Here is a 16,514-nt window from a genome sequence, read left to right on the forward strand (position 1 = left end):
ACGAAAGGGCCGGTAGGCAATGCGTGAGTACCTGAAGTTCTACATCGACGGACAGTGGGTCGACGCGGCCCAGTCGCAGACCTTCGACGTCGTCAACCCGGCCACCGAGCAGGTCGCTGGGCGGGTGGCCCTCGGAAGTGCGGCGGACGTCGATCGCGCGGTCGCCGCCGCACGCCGGGCCTTCCCCGCGTGGGCAGCGTCCGACCGGCAGGAGCGTCTCGACCTGCTGCGCCGGATCCTCGACGCGTATCAGCGTCGGATCGGCGATCTGGGCAACGCGTTGACCGAGGAGATGGGCGCTCCGCGTGAGCTGGCCAACGGATTTCAGGTGAACCTCGGTATCGGTCACCTGACCACCACGATCGACGTGCTCGAGAAGTTCGTGTTCGAGGAGCAGCGCGGCGCCACCCGGATCGTGAAGGACCCGATCGGTGTCTGCGGGCTCATCACCCCGTGGAACTGGCCGATCAGCCTGATCGCGGTGAAGGTGTTCCCGGCTCTCGCCACCGGCTGCACGATGGTGCTCAAGCCGTCCGAGCAGTCCCCGTTCAGCGGGCAGGTCTTCGCCGAGATCCTCGACGAGGCAGGAGTTCCCGCCGGTGTGTTCAACCTGGTCCAGGGCGACGGCCCCGGTGTCGGCCGGGCACTGTCCGGTCACCCGGACGTCGACCTGATCTCCTTCACCGGGTCCACCCGCGCCGGCATCGACATCGCCGCGAATGCGGCGTCCGGGGTCAAGCGGGTGTCCCAAGAACTCGGCGGCAAGAGCCCGAACATCGTTCTCGACGACGCCGACTTCGCCGCGAACGTCGGCAAGGGTGTAGGCACGATGATGCTCAACTCGGGTCAGACGTGCAGTGCCCCGTCGCGCATGCTCGTCCCGTCCGAGCGCATGGAGGAGGCCATCGGCGTGGCCCGGGAGGCGGCGGCGCAGGTGACGGTCGGTGACCCGCAGGGTGATTCGGCCATCGGTCCGGTCGTGTCCGGCGCCCAGTTCGAGAAGGTCCAGGCGCTGATCCAGAAGGGGATCGACGAAGGCGCCACCCTGGTCGCCGGTGGCACCGGACGCCCCGACGGCCTGGGCACGGGGTACTTCGTCAAGCCCACCGTGTTCGCGGACGTCAAGAACGACATGACGATCGCCCGCGAGGAGATCTTCGGACCGGTGCTCACGATTCTCGGCTACGACAGCGTGGACCACGCCGTCGAGATCGCGAACGACACCGAGTACGGTCTCGCCGGTTTCGTGGCGGGCGCGGATCTCGACGAGGCACGGTCCGTGGCGCTGCGTATCCGGGCCGGCTCGGTTGCGATCAACGACGCGTTCGACTTCTCGGCGCCGTTCGGCGGCTACAAGAAGAGCGGCAACGGTCGGGAGTGGGGCGAGTTCGGGTTCGACGACTTCCTCGAGATCAAGGGAGTTCTCGGCTACTCACCCGAGTAGCCGCAGGCCGACGCGAACGCCCGCACAGCACAGGTACATCCTGCTGTGCGGGCGTTGTGCCGTGGAGGTTCCGCGACGGTCAGCGTCCCTGCCAGCGCGGCGCCCGCTTCTGCGCGAACGCACGCGGGCCCTCCTGCGCATCCTCACTGAGATAGCAGGATTCCGACGCGTGCCGCGCCGCCTGCAGCGCGGCGGACCGCCCCATCTCGGTGGCCAGCATGACCGTCTCCCGGGCGGCCCGGACCGAGAGCGGTGCACCGGAGATGACGTCGCGGGCGAGGTCCAGCGCGGTGCTCATGAGATCCGCCGGCTCGGCGAGGCGGTTGACGAGTCCGATCTCGTAGGCGCGTTCGGCGGTGATCGGTCGTCCGGTGAGCAGGATCTCCATCATGATGCGCTGCGGGATCATGTGGATCAGCGGCGCCGCCCACGGCGAGCTGCGACCGACCCGGACCTCGGTGACCGCGAACCGGGCGGTGGTCGCGGCCACGCACAGGTCGCACGCCTGGGCGATCATCCAGCCGCCGGCGAACGCGGCCCCGTTGACGGCGGCGATGGTGGGTTTCGACAACTCGATGGAGTCGTAGGGCAGCGGGAACATGTCGCGCGGCGGCACACCCATCCCGGTGTCGACCATCTCCTTGAGATCCCCACCCGCGCAGAACGCCGTGTCACCCGCGCCGGTGAGAATCGCGATCCGCAGCTCCGGGTCGCGTTCGAAGCGGTCCCAGGCCGCGAAGAGGCCCTCACGGACGTCGCGCGCCAGGCAGTTCCGGGTCTCCGGGCGGTTGATGGTGAGCACGGCGATGCCGTCCTCCACGACGTCGAACAGCACGGCGTCGCTCACTGCGGACCGTCCCCGGGTCGCAGGTCTCGAATCGGTTGTGTGGGTCGCGGCATCAGAATCCTCTCTGCCGGATCAGGTGGGCCTCTCGATCGAGGGCCTCGCGGAAATCGGGATGCGCGATGTCGACGAGGCGGCGTGCGCGCTCCGCGAGGGTGCGACCGCGGAGTTCCGCGGCACCGAACTCGGTGACGATCACGTCCACGTCGCTGCGAGGTGTGGTGACCGGACCGGACAACCGTGCGGTGATACGACTGACGGTGTCCCCCTTCGCCGTTGCCGGGAGCGCGATGATCGCGTGGCCCCCCGGGGAGAGGACGCCGCCGCGCACGAAGTCGACCTGGCCGCCCGTCCCCCCGACATAGGAGGCGCCGCTCTGCTCGGCGTTCACCTGTCCGGTCAGATCCACCTCGAGTGCGGAGTTCACACTGACGAGCCGTTCCAGGCCTGCCAGCACCCCGGCGTCGTGGGTGTACGCCGTGGTGCACATCCGCAGCTCGTCGTTGTCGTGCGCGAAGTCGTACAGGCGTTTGGTTCCGATCAGCGCTCCGGTGACGGTCACCCCCCTGTCGATCTTCTTGCGCGCGTTGGTGACGACGCCCGCCTCGACCAGATCGACCAGTCCGTCACCGACCATTCCCGAATGCACCCCGAGATCCCGGCGGTCGGTGATCAGCCGGAGGATGGCGTCCGGGACTCCTCCTACGCCCATCTGGATGACGGATCCGTCCTCGACGTAGTCGGCGGCGTGACGCGCGATGGCCTCGTCGACCGGCCGGATCGGGCTCCCCTCGACCTGCACCGGCGGCCGGGACACGAACAGCGCGTGGTCGATTCGCGACGCGGGGAGCACCTCGCCCCTGGTGTACGGAACCTGGTCGTTCACCTCGGCCACCACGACACGAGCCCGCGCGACCGCGGCCTGCACGTAGTCGCTGACGAGTCCGAAACTGTGGTTCCCGTCGGCATCGGCGGGGCTGACCTGGACGAAGGCGACGTCGCATCCGATCTCGCCCGCCTCGATCATCGGCCCGACCCGACCGACGTGACACGGGACGACGTCGAGTGCGTGCGCCGCGGACATGGCGCGGAGCGCACCGATCGCGCCCATGCTCGACAGCCGGACGCCGCGTGCCGAGTCGGGGGTGAAGACCCCGGAGAAGCTGGTCGCGACGAACGCGGACAGGCCGCCGATGTCGCCGCCCTGTTCGATCAGCGCCTCCAGGAGAGTGGTCGGCTCCCCGCACGCCTGCCCGATGACGATGCGGTCGCCCGGTCGGAGCAGCGCGCGCAGGTCGATGTCGTCCCTCGTCGTGACCGGACTTCCCATGCCGTCAGCTCCTGTCTGTTCGAGCCAAATGGGAATCCGTTGGTGACAGCCGGAACTCGTCGGCCACCTCGGCGGTGTGCTCGCCGAGTCTCGGCGCCGGCCCCGCCACTCGCCCCGGTGTGCGGGAGAACCAGGTCGGCGGTCCGGGGAACCGCACCGGGCCGGTCTGGGTGTCGACCTCCTCGAACAGGCCCACCGCCTCCAGATGCGGGTTGTCGAAGAGTTCGTCGAGTGTGCGGACGGGCGCCGCGGGGATGTCGAGTGAACGCAGCAGGTCGAGCCATTCCTGCGTGGTCCGTTCGAGGAAGGTCTCCCCGAGGAGGGCGTAGACGGTGTCGATCCGGGCGACGCGCTGTTCGAGGGTGGCGAGATGGTCGCCGGCCCAGGGCGGCCGGACCGCCTCGACGAAGGCGCCCCACTGCTTGTCGTTGTAGACCAGCGCCGAGATCTGCCCGTCCTTGGTCCGGTAGGGCCGCCGGTTCGGCGCCACTGCGCGCGGGTAGCCGGCGGGCCCGAGGGGTGGACTGAACATCGCGCCGTTGGCGTGTTCCACCAGCATGAACGCAGCCATCGTCTCGAACATCGCGACCTCGACCTCCTGGCCTTCACCGGTTCGTTCGCGATGGAAGAGCGCCATCATGGTGGCGTACAGCGCGGTCATCCCGGCGACCTTGTCCGCGATGATGGTTCCGACGTAACCGGATTCGCCCGTCAGCCGTTCCTGTACGGACGGCAGCCCGCACTCCGCCTGGATGGTGTCGTCGTAGGCGGTGAGGTTCGCATCGGGGCCGCGTCGGCCGTAGCCGTAGCAGTTGGTGTAGACGATCGTCTCGTTGATCGCGGACACCTCGTCGTACCCGAAACCGAGCGCGGAGACCGCCGCACCCCGCATGGAGTGGATGAAGACGTCGGCCTGCGCGACGAGTCCGCGCAGCACGTCCTTGCCTGCGTCGGTCCGGAGATCGAGGACGACACTGCGCTTTCCGCGGTTGACGTTGACGAAGACACCGCTCATCCCGGGCTCGGGGCCGTCCGAGATGTATCGGGTGTTGTCGCCCGCCGGAGGTTCGACCTTGATCACGTCGGCGCCCATGTCGGCCATGATCTGCGTGCAGTAGGGGCCCATGACCATCGCGGTGAGGTCGACGACCCGCACACCCGACAGGGGGCCTGTGTGTTTCATGCGCCCGCACCTCACTCATCGCCTGAGAATTCCATTCTCAATCTAGCAGATGACTATTTCCATACATGGTGGTATCACTACCGTGTGACGAGAACACGCGACGCATCGGGGGTTGCGGATCGTCGCCCCGGCAGGGGCACCGCAACGATCGCCTCCGTGCTCGACGCCGCACTGGCGGCACGGCCGGATTCACCTGCGGTGGAAGCGGTCTCCGGCATCTGGTCGTACCGGGACCTCGACGAGCAGGCCCGCAGGGCCGCGGGCGCACTGTGGTCGCTCGGGGTCCGCCCCGGCGACCGGGTCGCCGCCTGCCTGCCCAACGACCTGGACATCGTGGCGGCCTTCCACGGCACCCAACGGATCGGCGCGGTCTGGGCGGGAGTCGGCGAGGCACTCTCGGCATCCGAACAACAGGACCTGTACGACGTCTGCACTCCGACCGTCGTCCTCGCCGGACCCCGGTGCCACCTCGACGGCCCCGGTTCGGTCGACATCGAACGCTGGCGCGACCTCCTCGCCGCCGACCACGCCGCACCCGACGTGGACGTCGACGTCGACGCCCCGGCCGGCATCGCCTTCACCAGCGGCACCTCCGGCCGGCCCAAGGCGGTCGTGCACAGCCAGCGCAACCTGCTGCTCCCCGGTGAAGTGCTCACCGCGACCCGGGGCTGGGGCCCCGAACTGCGCAAGGGCGACAGCTTTCCGCTGACGATCCTCAACCTGATGGTGTTGTCGACCCTGCTCACCGCCCAGGCGGGCGGCTGTTCCGTCGTGATGGACCGCCGCGACGTCGGGGGTGTCGCGGAGTGGATCTCCACCCGGAAGGTGACGGTGTGGAACGGCGCGCCGGCCCAGCTCTACGACCTCGCACGGCTCCCCGACGCCGATCTCCGCTCCCTCGACGAGGTGTGGTGCGGGGGCAGCGACACCCCCGACGGACTGCGGCGCGAGTTCGCCGACGTACACGGACGCGTCCCCCGGGTCACCTACGGATTGACCGAGGCGCCGACGGTCGTGTCCATTGATCCCGTCGGGGACGACTGGCGTCCCGGCAGCAGCGGCCGCGTCCTCCCCAGCATCGACGTCGCCGCCTACGACGACGACGGCCGTCGCCTGCCACCCGGCGAGCTGGGCGAACTGCGCCTCGCTCCGGCCGACGCGGGACCGTGGGCGGGTGTCTGGACACCACTGCTCGGCTACTGGGAGGACGGACGGGTCCGGAAACCGGACGCAGGCCCCTTCCCCACCGGTGACATCGGCACCGTCGACGCCGACGGCTGGCTCACCGTCCTGGACCGCAAGAAGCTGGTCATCATCCGGGGCGGCGCGAACGTCTACCCGCTCGAGGTGGAACGGATCGTCGCGGCGCACCCCGGGGTCGCCAAGGTGGCCGTATACCCGATCCCCGACGACCGGCTCGGTCAGCGGGTCGCCGCGGTCGTCGAGGCCGAGGACCAGGTCGACACGGACACGCTGGACGCCGTCTGCCGGGAGACCCTGGCCGCCTACAAGGTGCCCGAGAGGTGGTCGCGCGTCGACGCGCTCCCCCTCAACGCCATGGGCAAGGTGAACCGCGTCGGCCTGCACGACTTCGTCGAATCGAACGCACAGCCGCTGCCCCGGGGAGCATCGGCCGCCGAGGGAGGGCAGTCGTGACGTCACCTCGCGCCGCCGCCGACCGGATGTTCGACCTCACCGGCCGGGTCGCGATCGTCACCGGAGCGTCCTCCGGTCTCGGTGCGGCGATCGCCGAGACGCTCGCCGGGTTCGGAGCCCGGGTGGCGGTCGTCGCCCGCCGCAAGGAGCGGCTGGACGAACTCGCCGAGCGGATCGGCGGCCTCGCGGTCGCGGCCGATCTCGGTGATCTCGACCAGATCGGGACGGTGGTGCCCGCCGTCGCCGACGCGCTGGGACCACCCGAGATCCTCGTGAACGCCGCCGGGACCATGTTCACCGAGGAACGCGCGGAATCCGAACCACTCGACGCGATCAGGCGGACCGTCGAGCTCAACCTGCTCGCGCCGATGCGGCTCGCGCAGGGCGTGTTCCCGCACATGCGCGAGGTCGGGCGGGGCGCGATCGTCAACATCTCGTCGATCAGCGGGCGGGTGGGGATACCGGGCATTCCACAGGCGTCCTACGCGGCGAGCAAGGCGGGCCTGTCCGGCCTGACCGCCGAACTGGCCGTGCAGTGGGCGCGGCACTCGATCCGCGTCAACACCGTCGCACCCGGGTTCTTCCGCAGCGAGATCACCGGGCCTCTCTACGAGAGCGAACGAGCCCAGCAGTACCTGCGCCGCAACACCCCGCTACCCAAGGAGGGCACCGCCGACGACGTGGTCGGCTCCGTGCTGTGGCTGGTCGGCGATGCGGGCAGCTACGTCACCGGGCAGACCGTGGTCGTGGACGGCGGGTGGACCGCACGCTGACCGCATCGCGCGACGTGTGCACGAACCCGCGGTGCTATGTGAACTGCACGCGGGCGCGCGTTGTGAACGGACCGGTCCCGGTCAGGGCGGACGACCCTGTTACGAGCTGATTGCCGGTTCGCCCACCGGACCACTGTCCGTGTCTTCGTCGTGGACCTGGATCGATACTCGACCCCGCACAGCGGGTTCGAGGAACCCGATCCCGACCGACCGGAGCATGCGATGACGCCCACGGCCCCGACCGCCACGCCCCCCGTCCACGCAGCAGTCTCGAACGCGGTGGCCACCGTCACGATCGACAGGCCTCCGGCAAACGCTTTCGACCCCGCTCTGATCGTCGAACTCCTCGACGTCCTGACCCCTCTCACCCAGGATCCCGACGTGCGCTGCATCGTCGTGCGGGGAACGGGTCGATTCTTCGTGGCAGGGGCCGACATCCGGGTCATGCGAAATCTGACCGAGGAGACCCAGCGGGCGATGCGGCCGTGGGTCGACGTCCAACGCTTGCTGGAGACGGCCCCGAAGCCCGTGATCGCGGCCGTGAACGGACACGCGCTGGGCGGAGGCGCGGAACTCGCACTCGCGTGCGATCTGCGCGTGATGACGGAGTCCGCGATCATCGGGTTTCCGGAGATCGAACTGGGACTTTTCCCTGGAGCGGGCGGTAGCCAACGTCTGCCCAGGCTGCTCGGCGCGCACCGAGCGAAGCTGCTCATGGTCAGGGGTGATCGCCTGCCCGCCGAAGAAGCACTCCGCATCGGACTTGTCGACGAGGTGGTACCCGACGGCGAGTTCGATTCTCGGGTAGACGAACTCGCACGCGAGTTCGCCCGGAAGCCCACTCGGACCATCGGTCTGCTCAAGCAGATCGTCGAGCAGGGCCGCGCGTTGCCGCTCGACGCGGCCCTCGACATCGAGTTCGACGCCGTTCTCGAGCTGATCCGGACGGACGACACCGCCGAAGGCCTCCAGGCGTTTCTCGACAAGCGCGAGCCGCGCTTCACCGGGCACTGAGTCGCCCGCACCCCACCCGGCCGCGCCGACCTGCCTTGTCGGTCGATGCGTTCGGCCATCACCCCATGCGAAAGGCATCACACATGAAGACCAGATTGAGACGACGCCGCGTCGTCGCCGTCGTGGCGCTCGCCACGGTGTTCGCCGTCGCCGCGTGCTCCCGGCCGGCATCGGACACCGCCTCGTCCGCCCCCGACGGGCTGGTCCGCATCTCGGTCGGCGTCGATCCGTCCTACGCACCGTTCTTCGTCGCCGAGCACGAGGGGATGTTCGAGGCGGCGGGCCTGAACGTGCAGATCATCCAGACGGAGGGCGGTGCGGCCAGCGCGCAGAATGTCGTGGCAGGCACCTCCGAGATGTCCGGCAACGCCGATTCGACCGCACTGACGGTGATGGCCAACAACAAGAGTCTCCGGGCCCTCGGCGTGTACGAGGAGTCGGACCGGTACTTCCAGGTGGTGCTGCGCGAAGGGATCACCCCGCAGTCGATCAAGACCTTCGGAGTCTTCCCAGGCATCGGCCTGTACTTCACCGACGCGTACCTGCGCAGCCTCGGCGTCGACCCGGCCTCCGTGAAACTGGTGAGCACCAGCCCGCCCGAGCAGCCAGCCCTGCTCGCCCGCGGCGACATCGACGGCTTCATCTCGTTCGACCCGTGGATCGCGCAGGCCGTCGCGACCGGCGGACGCGTCGCAGGCACCAGCGGCGATTTCGGTGCCCGGTACTCGCAGTGGTTGCTCACCTCGGAATCGTGGCTGTCCGCGAACGAGGAACTCGCGGCGCGTGTGTTCGGCGTCGTCGCCGACGCGGCCGCGATCGTGAACTCGGATCCCGATCGTGCGGCCACCGCGATCTCGGCAGCGATCCAGATGGATCCGGCGGAGGCGAAGCGCACCGTGACCCAGATCGACTTCGTAGGTCGGGACTTCACCGCCGACGACACGGCCCGCGCCAACGACCTTGTCACGTTCTTCCGTGATCAGGGCAAGATCCCCGGACCCGTCGACACCGACACGGTGATGCTGCACGGCTGGGTCGGCGAGCACGCGAACAACGAATGAGAGGACACGTTCTGCTGACCGGACAGCCCCGGTTCGGTCAGCAGAACGGAATCGTTCCCCTGCGCCCGTGACCACCTTAGGGTCGGCGCACCCACTGAAGAACCCACAACCCGATCGGAGCAGCAGCCGTGGTCGAATCCGCAATCCGGGTGGTCGAACTGTCGAGCCCCTTCACCCGCTTCGCAGGGCGGATCCTCGTCGGCCTCGGCTACGACGTCGTGCTCGTCGAACCGGTGGGTGGGGATCCCGGCCGGCAGGAGTTCGGCGGACACGCCTTCGGCCACTGGCATGCCGGGAAGAAGTCCGTTGTACTCGATCTCGAGTCCGACTCCGGCCGCCGCGATCTCGCGCGCCTGGTCGCCACGGCGGACGTCTTCCTCGACGGCAGCGCACCGGGAGCCGAGGCCGTCACGCTTCCGGTCGACTCCACCGTGCACGTGCGGGTGACGCCGTTCGGCGTCGACGGGCCGCGCAGCGGCTGGGCTGCAACGGATCTCACGGTGGCAGCCCTCGGCGGCATGATGGCGCAGGTCGGCGACCCGGACGGTCCTCCCCTGCTGCTTCCCGGAGGTCAGGCCGAGCAGTTGGCGGGAGTCAACGCCGCAATCGGCGCGCTGCTGGGTCTGCGGGCCCGTCGACGAGAACCGGTGCCGCTCGTCGACGTCTCGGCTCAGGAGTGTGTGGCCGCGAGTCTCGAGGCCGGCGCCCTGGCGTATCTCCACGAGGATCGAGTGCCGCCGCGACCGGGGCGAGTGCACCCACTCGTGCCGCACGGGCTGTTCCGCGCGGCCGACGGTTTCCTGGGTGGGGGACTCGGAGGCAGCCCGCGCATGTGGGACGCGCTGTTGGCCTGGCTGGTCGAGGAGGGCGCGGCCGACGACCTCGACGATCCGCGCTGGAGCGATCCGGCGGAACGGAAGCGGCACCAGGACCACGTCTTCGAGGTGGTGCAGCGGTTCCTCGACAAGTGGACGAAGGAGGAGTTCGCAGTCGCGGCGCAGTCCCGCAAACTGCCGTGGTCGGCCGTCGACCGCCCGGACGAACTGCTCGTCAACCCGCAACTGAACGACCGCGACTTCTTCGTCGACGTGGTCTCGCGTGACGGCGTGACCCGCGACCTGGGGTTCGGTTTCGCGTTCCCGGAGGGTGCCCGGGCCCGGGATCTCGCAGTGGCCGATCTCGGCGAGCACCAGGCGCTGACAGATCGGCCGGCCCCCGCTGATCACGCAGCGCCTGAAGGGGATTCGCCGGGGCTCCCGCTCGCAGGTGTCCGAGTGCTCGACCTGACGTGGGTGCTCGCCGGACCCTACTGCACCCGCATCCTCGCCGACCACGGCGCCGACGTCGTCAAGGTCGAGTCCCTCGGCCGCCCGGATCCCACGCGGTTCGCGCCGTTCATGCACCTGTCCCGTGGTCCTCACGACGACCCGGACACCAGCGGGTACTTCAACGACGTCAACCGGAACAAGCGCAGCATCACCCTCGACACCCGCTCGCCTGCCGGACTCGAGGTCCTGGCCGACCTGATCGCACAGAGCGACGTCGTCGTCGAGAACTTCAGTTCCTCCGTCATGGAGAAGATGGGATTCGGGTACGAGCGCATGCGCGAGCTGCGCCCCGACATCGTGTACGTCTCGATGTCGGGAATGGGACACACCGGCCCCCGCAGAGACTGGGTGTCGTATGCCGACATCGTCTCCGCTGCAACGGGGTTGACCGCACTGACCGGCTGGAGTGCCGACCAGGTGGTGGGCGTGATCTACGGCCACGGCGACATCGTGGCCGGGCTCCAGGCCGCGACTGCCGTCCTCGCCGCACTCGAGCACCGCGACCGAACCGGCCGCGGCCAGCACGTCGACCTGTCCCAACTCGAGGCGATGGCCACACACATGGGCACCAGTGTCGTGCAGGCGACCGGCACCGGACGATTCCCCGAACCGATCGGCAACGCCCATCCCGCGATGTTCCCGCACGGGGTCTTCCGTTGCCTCGGTGCCGACCGCTGGTGCGCGATCGCGGTCCGCAACGACGCCGACTGGCGACTCCTGTGCGACACACTCGGGCTGCCGGAATGGTCCCGTGACAATCGTTTCCGCACCGCCGACGCGCGGCGTGAGCACGAGGCCGAGATCGCTGCCGCGATCACGGCATGGACGGCGTCCCTCCCTGCGGAGTCCGTGGCCGAACGACTTCAGGCGGCCGGTGTCCCCGCCGGCACCGTCCAGAACGGTCGCGACCTCGTCGAGAGCGACCCGCACCTACGGGTGCGCGGCTACTACCAGCCTGGTGACCACCCGAAGGTCGGCCGTTTCCTGCACGAGGGCGCCCCCGTACGCGTGGGTGCGCCGGTGACCGTCCGCCGGGCGGCACCGCTGCTCGGCGCCGACACCGACGACGTGCTGCGCGATGTCGCCGGGTACCCGCCCGAGATCGTCGCCCGGCTGCGCGCCGACGGTGTCCTGACCTGACCCGACCTGATCCCCCGGCCCACCGGACCGATCCCGTTTCGAAAGATCCAGAAGGAGAACACATGCGCGCCGCTCGGCTCCACAGTTTCGGACAGGCTCCCGTGATCGACGAGATCGACGGCCCCGTCAGGGAACCCGGCCAGACCCTGGTCCGAATCGACGCGGCCGCTCTCGGTCACCTCGACATGACGGTCGCGAGCGGGAACTTCAACGTCCGGCCGACCCTCCCCCACATCGGGGGCACCGACGGCGCCGGTACCGTCGTCGAATCCGACACTCTTGCACCCGGAACCAAGGTCCTGGTGCGCGGCGGCGGGATCGGACTGTTCAAGAGCGGCTGCTGGGCGGAGTACCTGGTGGCCGCCGACAAGGCGTTCACACCATTCGATTCGGGACTCGACCCTGCGGTCGCTGCCACGTTCCTGCTGCCCAGCACGACCGGTTACGTGGCCGTGCACGATGTCGCGAACGTGGCGGCGGGTGAACGGGTGGTCGTCTCGGGCGCATCCGGCGCCGTCGGCTCGATGGCGGCCCAGTTCGCGCTGCTCGCGGGCGCCGCCGAGGTGATCGGCGTGGTGCCGCGTGAGGACCAGGTCGCGCTGCTGCCGGAGGGCGTCCGCCCGGTCGTCGGGCGCGGCGCGGAGGTGGCCGAGGCACTCGGGCCCGATCCGGTCGCCGAGGTCTTGATCGACACCCTGGGCGGGGACGCGCTGCCGCACCTGCTCGCCCGCGTCGTGCCAGGCGGGCGCGCCGCCCTGATCGGCTACACCCTCGGGACACAGCTCACGGTCGACCTGCCGAACTGGCTCCTCAGCGACGTTGCGATTCTGCCGGTCAACATGATTCGCAAGACGGCGCGACAGGCCGAGCTCGCCCCGGACCTGATCGCGCGGCTGGTGGCCGGCGACATCCGCCTCGCGGTACAGCAGTTCCCGCTCGACGAGATCGCCGACGCACTGCACCTGATGCGCGAGGGTAGGGTAGCCGGCCGTGCCGTCGTCGTTCCGTGACACGGTGACCGGCACCATCCCGCTACCGGAGCAGATGACCGTTCCGGCCTTGCTTCTCGACCGCGCCGATCGGCGCGGTGGTCATACCGCGCTGCGGGTCGACGACGTACGGCTCACCTACCGTCAGCTCGCCGACCGCGCGGCCGCGATGGCCGGGTCGCTCGCCGGGCGCGGAGTCGGGCGGGGAGATCCGGTGGCCGCGATGACCTCGAACCGCCTCGAGGCGATCGACCTGCTCCTCGGGTGCGCATGGCTGGGGGCCGTCGCGGTGCCGCTCAACACCGCGTTGCGCGGCGACGCCCTGAGCCACGTCCTCGCGACATCGGGTGCGCGCCGACTACTGATCGAGCCGGAGTATGCGGAGCGGGTCGCGGCGGCGGGCTTCCGTGACGAGCTGTGGATCGTCGGAACTCCGTCCGCGCCTCGGCCGGACTCGCCGCCGCTGCCACCGGTCGAGGACATCTCGGCCCACGATGTTGCTGCGGTGCTGTTCACCTCCGGCACCACAGGGTTGCCGAAGGGCGTGCGGTGCCCGCAGGCACAGTTCCTGTGGTGGGGACGCGGCGTGAGCGAGTCACTGGAACTCGGACCGGACGACGTCCTCTACAACGAGTTGCCGTTGTTCCACACCAACGCCATCAACGCGTTCTTCCAAGCTCTGGTGGCGGGCGGCACCTTCGTCCTCGGACAGCACTTCTCGGTGCGCGAGTACTGGAGCCGCGTCGCCGATGCCGACGCGACCGTCGTATACCTGCTCGGCGCGATGGTCGCGATGCTCGCCGGCCGTCCGCCTGCTCCACACGATCGGGCGCACCGGGCGACTCGCGCCCTCGCGCCCGCGACACCCGAGCGACTCTCACAGCCCTTCCACGACCGGTTCGGCGTCGAGCTGATCGACGGATTCGGCTCCACCGAGAGCAATCTCGTCATCGGGACCACGTCACGTGAACGGCGCGCGGGCTACCTCGGCACGGTCATGCCGGGGTACGACGCGCTCGTCGTCGACCCTGCTGGCACACCCGTGCCGGACGGCTCACCGGGCGAGCTCCTGGTGCGCACCGAACTCGACGGCGCCTTCGCGCTCGGCTATCTCGGCGACACGGCCCCCGCACCCGGCAACTGGCTCGCCACCGGCGATCGCGTGGTCCGCGAACCCGACGGCTGGTTCCGGTTCGTCGACCGCATCAAGGACGTGATCCGCCGACGGGGCGAGAACATCTCGTCGACCGAGGTCGAGGGTGTGCTCGCCCAGCACCCCGACGTCGCGCAGGTCGCGGTGTTCCCGGTTCCCTCCGAGCTTGCCGAGGACGAGGTGATGGCCGCGGTCGTCCCTCGTCCCGGTCGGACCGTCGACCCGATCGCCCTGCGGCGCTTCGCCGAACCGGTCCTCGCCCACTTCGCCCTGCCACGCTATGTCGATGTCGTCGACGCGTTGCCCCTCACCGAGACCGGCAAGGTACGCAAGGCCGAGCTGCGGGACCGGGGTGCCAGGGCGGGGACGTGGGACGCCGAGGCCGCCGCGCCCACGCGGCGCGGCGGCTGATCGTCACTTGCCGCAGCCGTTGAACGAGCACATCGTCGGGCTGCACGACGGCGTCCGGGTAATGGAGTCGAACGCCGAGTGCGTGCACTTCATCGCGTGCAAGGTGCGGCTGATCCCCACACCCGCCGTACGCAACGCGCCCGTCACCCGGCTCACGTTCATCCGGACGGTGGGCCCGGTCACCGACAGCGCGCCTGCGATGCTGGTGGGGCCGCTGAAGACCGGCACGGCGACACTCATGTAACCCAGACGTGTCTCCTCCACCTCCACGGCCAGCTGGTCCTTGCGCATCCGCTCCAGCTGCTGGCGCAGCACCGACACCGACATCGTGGTGCGGGTGGTGAGCGCCGTGAAGCCCTGCTCGACAACCTCGTCGAAGACCGACTGCGGCGAGAACGCGAGGATCATCTTCCCGGTCGCGGTGCAGTACAGCGGCAGCCGTCCGGCAACGCGGGACTGCTGGTTGAGGCCACGGTGCCCGATGATCTTCTCGATGTAGAGCACGTCGATACCGTCCCTGACCGCGAAGTGCACGGTCTCCTGGGTGGCGAGCAGGAGGTCCTCCATGTAGGGCAGGGCCGCGTCCCGCAGAATCCGCTGGCGCGGAACCAGCTGCCCCAGTTCGAACAGACGCAGACCGAGCCGGTACTTCGTCCCTGCGCGCTCCAGGAGTCCCCACTCGACCAGTTCGCCGGCCAGTCGATGAACGGTCGCCTTCGCGACTCGGCTCCGGCGCGTGAGCTCCGTCAGCGAGAGGTCGCTGTGGTCGTTGTCGAACGCGTCGAGAATCAGACGAGCCTTGCCCAGCACCGAGGACATCTCACCGCCCGCCATCGGCGCGGCCGCCTTGAGGGATACCACCGAACCGAGATCGACCGATCGCTGCGCGGCTGTCGTCACTGTTGGCCTCCTGCCACCTTGGGGAGCTCGCCCGGCCTGAGCCGGGATCGCGACCTACACCCCTGATACAGGCGACGCTAGGGTCCAAAGTCCCGAGACGCACGTCACACGGTCCGGTCAGTGGACCCGTCTCACAGTGTTTACATACTGCTGGTCACAGGCCGATTCACATATGTGGCCGCGAACGCGCGGACGGCCTTCGCGACGGAGGGCGCCTCCCGTTCGACGAGTGCGACCGTGCCCTTCTCGATCACGACGTCGACGACTGAGGACGCCCCTGTGAGACGCTCACGCAGCGTCGGGAGGTGTGGCATCGAGAACGGATCGGCGCCGGCCCCGATCAGCAGCACCGGCGCCCGCACCTCGCCGATCCGGTCCTCCATCCGGTAGCGCCCACAGGCACGGTGCCCCTCCGCGGGGTCGACTCCGTACGCGAGCGCGTCGTGGACGAACCGGTCCAGCAGGTCGGTGACCGGTTCCGGGTAGTAGGGGCGCCGCAGATCCCACAGCGTCCGCAAGTGGCCGCCGTCGGGGACACGCTCGGCGCAGTCCACCCCACCTGCCCCCGTGTGACCGGCCCGATACTCGGCGTCCGCCCACGGGCACGACGACAGCACGACGGCGTCGATCCGGTCTCCGGGCGCCGCGGCCATATCCATCGCGACGGCGGCACCGGTGTGATGCCCGAGGACGGACACCCGCTCGACGCCGAGAGCGTCCAGCAGTTCCCAGGCGCCCTGCGCGAACGCCTCGATGGTTTGCGGCGCGTCGAGCGTCGCGCTGGCGCCGAAGCCGACCATGTCCATCGCGATCACCCGGAAGTCGGACGCGAGCAGCGGGATCAGCTCACGGAACTCGTCCCACGAGCGCGGGGTCTGGTGCAGGAGGAGCAGAACCGGCCTCGTGCCCTGCTCGGCGTAGTGCAGTTGACCGAACGACGTGTCGGCGTACCCGAACCGCACGCCCATCAGAACGCGGACACCATCTCGGTGTCGACGCCGATCACGTCGATCTTGGCGGCGCCGCCCGGGTTGCCCACCGGTTCGCTGCGCGTCGGGAGAATCTCGAGGAAGAAGCGCTTGGCGTCCTCCTTGAACTCCGGGTCCGCCTTGCGGTCCACGGTGATCGCCTCCACCGGGCACGCGAGTTCACATGCGCCACAGTCGATGCACTCGTTCGGGTTGATGTAGAGCTTGCGTTCTCCCTCGTAGATGCAGTCGACCGGGCACTCCTCCATGCACGATCGGTCCATGTAGTCGATGCATGCCTCGCCGATGACGAAAGCCAT

General features: G+C 69.3%; 14 protein-coding genes. 8 read left to right on the top strand and 6 right to left on the bottom strand.

All coding sequences use genetic code 11. The annotated features are described in order from the left end of the window. Positions 1 to 19 precede the first annotated feature (19 nt). A complete protein-coding gene (locus tag ACFSJG_RS20740; RefSeq protein WP_378487125.1) occupies positions 20 to 1,444 on the top strand; it encodes an aldehyde dehydrogenase family protein in 1,425 nt (474 codons plus the stop codon). Between the two features lie 79 nt (positions 1,445 to 1,523). Here ACFSJG_RS20740 and ACFSJG_RS20745 read toward each other — a convergent pair whose 3' ends face one another. The 3 genes from ACFSJG_RS20745 to ACFSJG_RS20755 are packed head-to-tail and all read right to left on the bottom strand — an operon-like array spanning position 1,524 to position 4,801. Further along, the gene (locus ACFSJG_RS20745; RefSeq protein ID WP_378487126.1) at positions 1,524 to 2,291 is read right to left on the bottom strand and encodes an enoyl-CoA hydratase/isomerase family protein; all 768 of its coding nucleotides are present in this window, start codon (positions 2,289 to 2,291) and stop codon (positions 1,524 to 1,526) included. Between the two features lie 52 nt (positions 2,292 to 2,343). After that, complete coding sequence (locus ACFSJG_RS20750) at positions 2,344 to 3,618, bottom strand: acetyl-CoA hydrolase/transferase family protein (protein ID WP_378487127.1); 1,275 nt, start codon at positions 3,616 to 3,618, stop codon at positions 2,344 to 2,346. Between the two features lie 4 nt (positions 3,619 to 3,622). Next, on the bottom strand, positions 3,623 to 4,801 hold the full coding sequence (locus tag ACFSJG_RS20755; RefSeq protein ID WP_378487128.1) for a CaiB/BaiF CoA transferase family protein: 1,179 nt from the start codon (positions 4,799 to 4,801) through the stop codon (positions 3,623 to 3,625). 84 nt (positions 4,802 to 4,885) lie between these two features. On the opposite strand from ACFSJG_RS20755, the gene ACFSJG_RS20760 reads away from it, so the two are divergent. The 7 genes from ACFSJG_RS20760 to ACFSJG_RS20790 all read left to right on the top strand — a co-directional run bounded on the left by ACFSJG_RS20760 (position 4,886) and on the right by ACFSJG_RS20790 (position 14,326). Then, complete coding sequence (locus ACFSJG_RS20760) at positions 4,886 to 6,457, top strand: class I adenylate-forming enzyme family protein (protein ID WP_378487129.1); 1,572 nt, start codon at positions 4,886 to 4,888, stop codon at positions 6,455 to 6,457. Then, the gene (locus ACFSJG_RS20765) at positions 6,454 to 7,230 is read left to right on the top strand and encodes an SDR family NAD(P)-dependent oxidoreductase (protein WP_378487130.1); all 777 of its coding nucleotides are present in this window, start codon (positions 6,454 to 6,456) and stop codon (positions 7,228 to 7,230) included. The genes ACFSJG_RS20760 and ACFSJG_RS20765 overlap by 4 nt, the downstream gene beginning before the upstream one ends. A gap of 222 nt (positions 7,231 to 7,452) precedes the next feature. After that, positions 7,453 to 8,244 carry an enoyl-CoA hydratase/isomerase family protein gene (locus ACFSJG_RS20770; RefSeq protein ID WP_378487131.1) on the top strand — a complete coding sequence of 264 codons (792 nt, stop codon included), beginning with the start codon at positions 7,453 to 7,455 and terminating at the stop codon, positions 8,242 to 8,244. 83 nt (positions 8,245 to 8,327) lie between these two features. After that, on the top strand, positions 8,328 to 9,305 hold the full coding sequence (locus ACFSJG_RS20775; RefSeq protein ID WP_378487132.1) for an ABC transporter substrate-binding protein: 978 nt from the start codon (positions 8,328 to 8,330) through the stop codon (positions 9,303 to 9,305). A gap of 128 nt (positions 9,306 to 9,433) precedes the next feature. Next, positions 9,434 to 11,773, top strand: coding sequence for a CaiB/BaiF CoA-transferase family protein (locus tag ACFSJG_RS20780; RefSeq protein WP_378487133.1), 2,340 nt, complete (start codon positions 9,434 to 9,436; stop codon positions 11,771 to 11,773). A gap of 62 nt (positions 11,774 to 11,835) precedes the next feature. After that, positions 11,836 to 12,783 (top strand): quinone oxidoreductase family protein, encoded by a 948-nt coding sequence (locus ACFSJG_RS20785; protein WP_378487134.1) that lies wholly within the window; start codon positions 11,836 to 11,838, stop codon positions 12,781 to 12,783. 34 nt (positions 12,784 to 12,817) lie between these two features. Next, positions 12,818 to 14,326 carry an AMP-binding protein gene (locus ACFSJG_RS20790; RefSeq protein ID WP_378487209.1) on the top strand — a complete coding sequence of 503 codons (1,509 nt, stop codon included), beginning with the start codon at positions 12,818 to 12,820 and terminating at the stop codon, positions 14,324 to 14,326. 3 nt (positions 14,327 to 14,329) lie between these two features. Here ACFSJG_RS20790 and ACFSJG_RS20795 read toward each other — a convergent pair whose 3' ends face one another. From ACFSJG_RS20795 to ACFSJG_RS20805, 3 genes are all read right to left on the bottom strand, one after another. Further along, complete coding sequence (locus tag ACFSJG_RS20795; RefSeq protein ID WP_378487135.1) at positions 14,330 to 15,226, bottom strand: IclR family transcriptional regulator; 897 nt, start codon at positions 15,224 to 15,226, stop codon at positions 14,330 to 14,332. 140 nt (positions 15,227 to 15,366) lie between these two features. Then, the gene (locus tag ACFSJG_RS20800) at positions 15,367 to 16,194 is read right to left on the bottom strand and encodes an alpha/beta fold hydrolase (RefSeq protein ID WP_378487136.1); all 828 of its coding nucleotides are present in this window, start codon (positions 16,192 to 16,194) and stop codon (positions 15,367 to 15,369) included. After that, positions 16,194 to 16,514 (bottom strand): 4Fe-4S dicluster domain-containing protein, encoded by a 321-nt coding sequence (locus tag ACFSJG_RS20805; RefSeq protein WP_378487137.1) that lies wholly within the window; start codon positions 16,512 to 16,514, stop codon positions 16,194 to 16,196. Before ACFSJG_RS20805 ends, ACFSJG_RS20800 begins: the two co-directional genes overlap by 1 nt.

This window comes from Rhodococcus gannanensis (genome assembly GCF_042681175.1).
GTDB lineage: Bacteria > Actinomycetota > Actinomycetes > Mycobacteriales > Mycobacteriaceae > Rhodococcus_G > Rhodococcus_G gannanensis.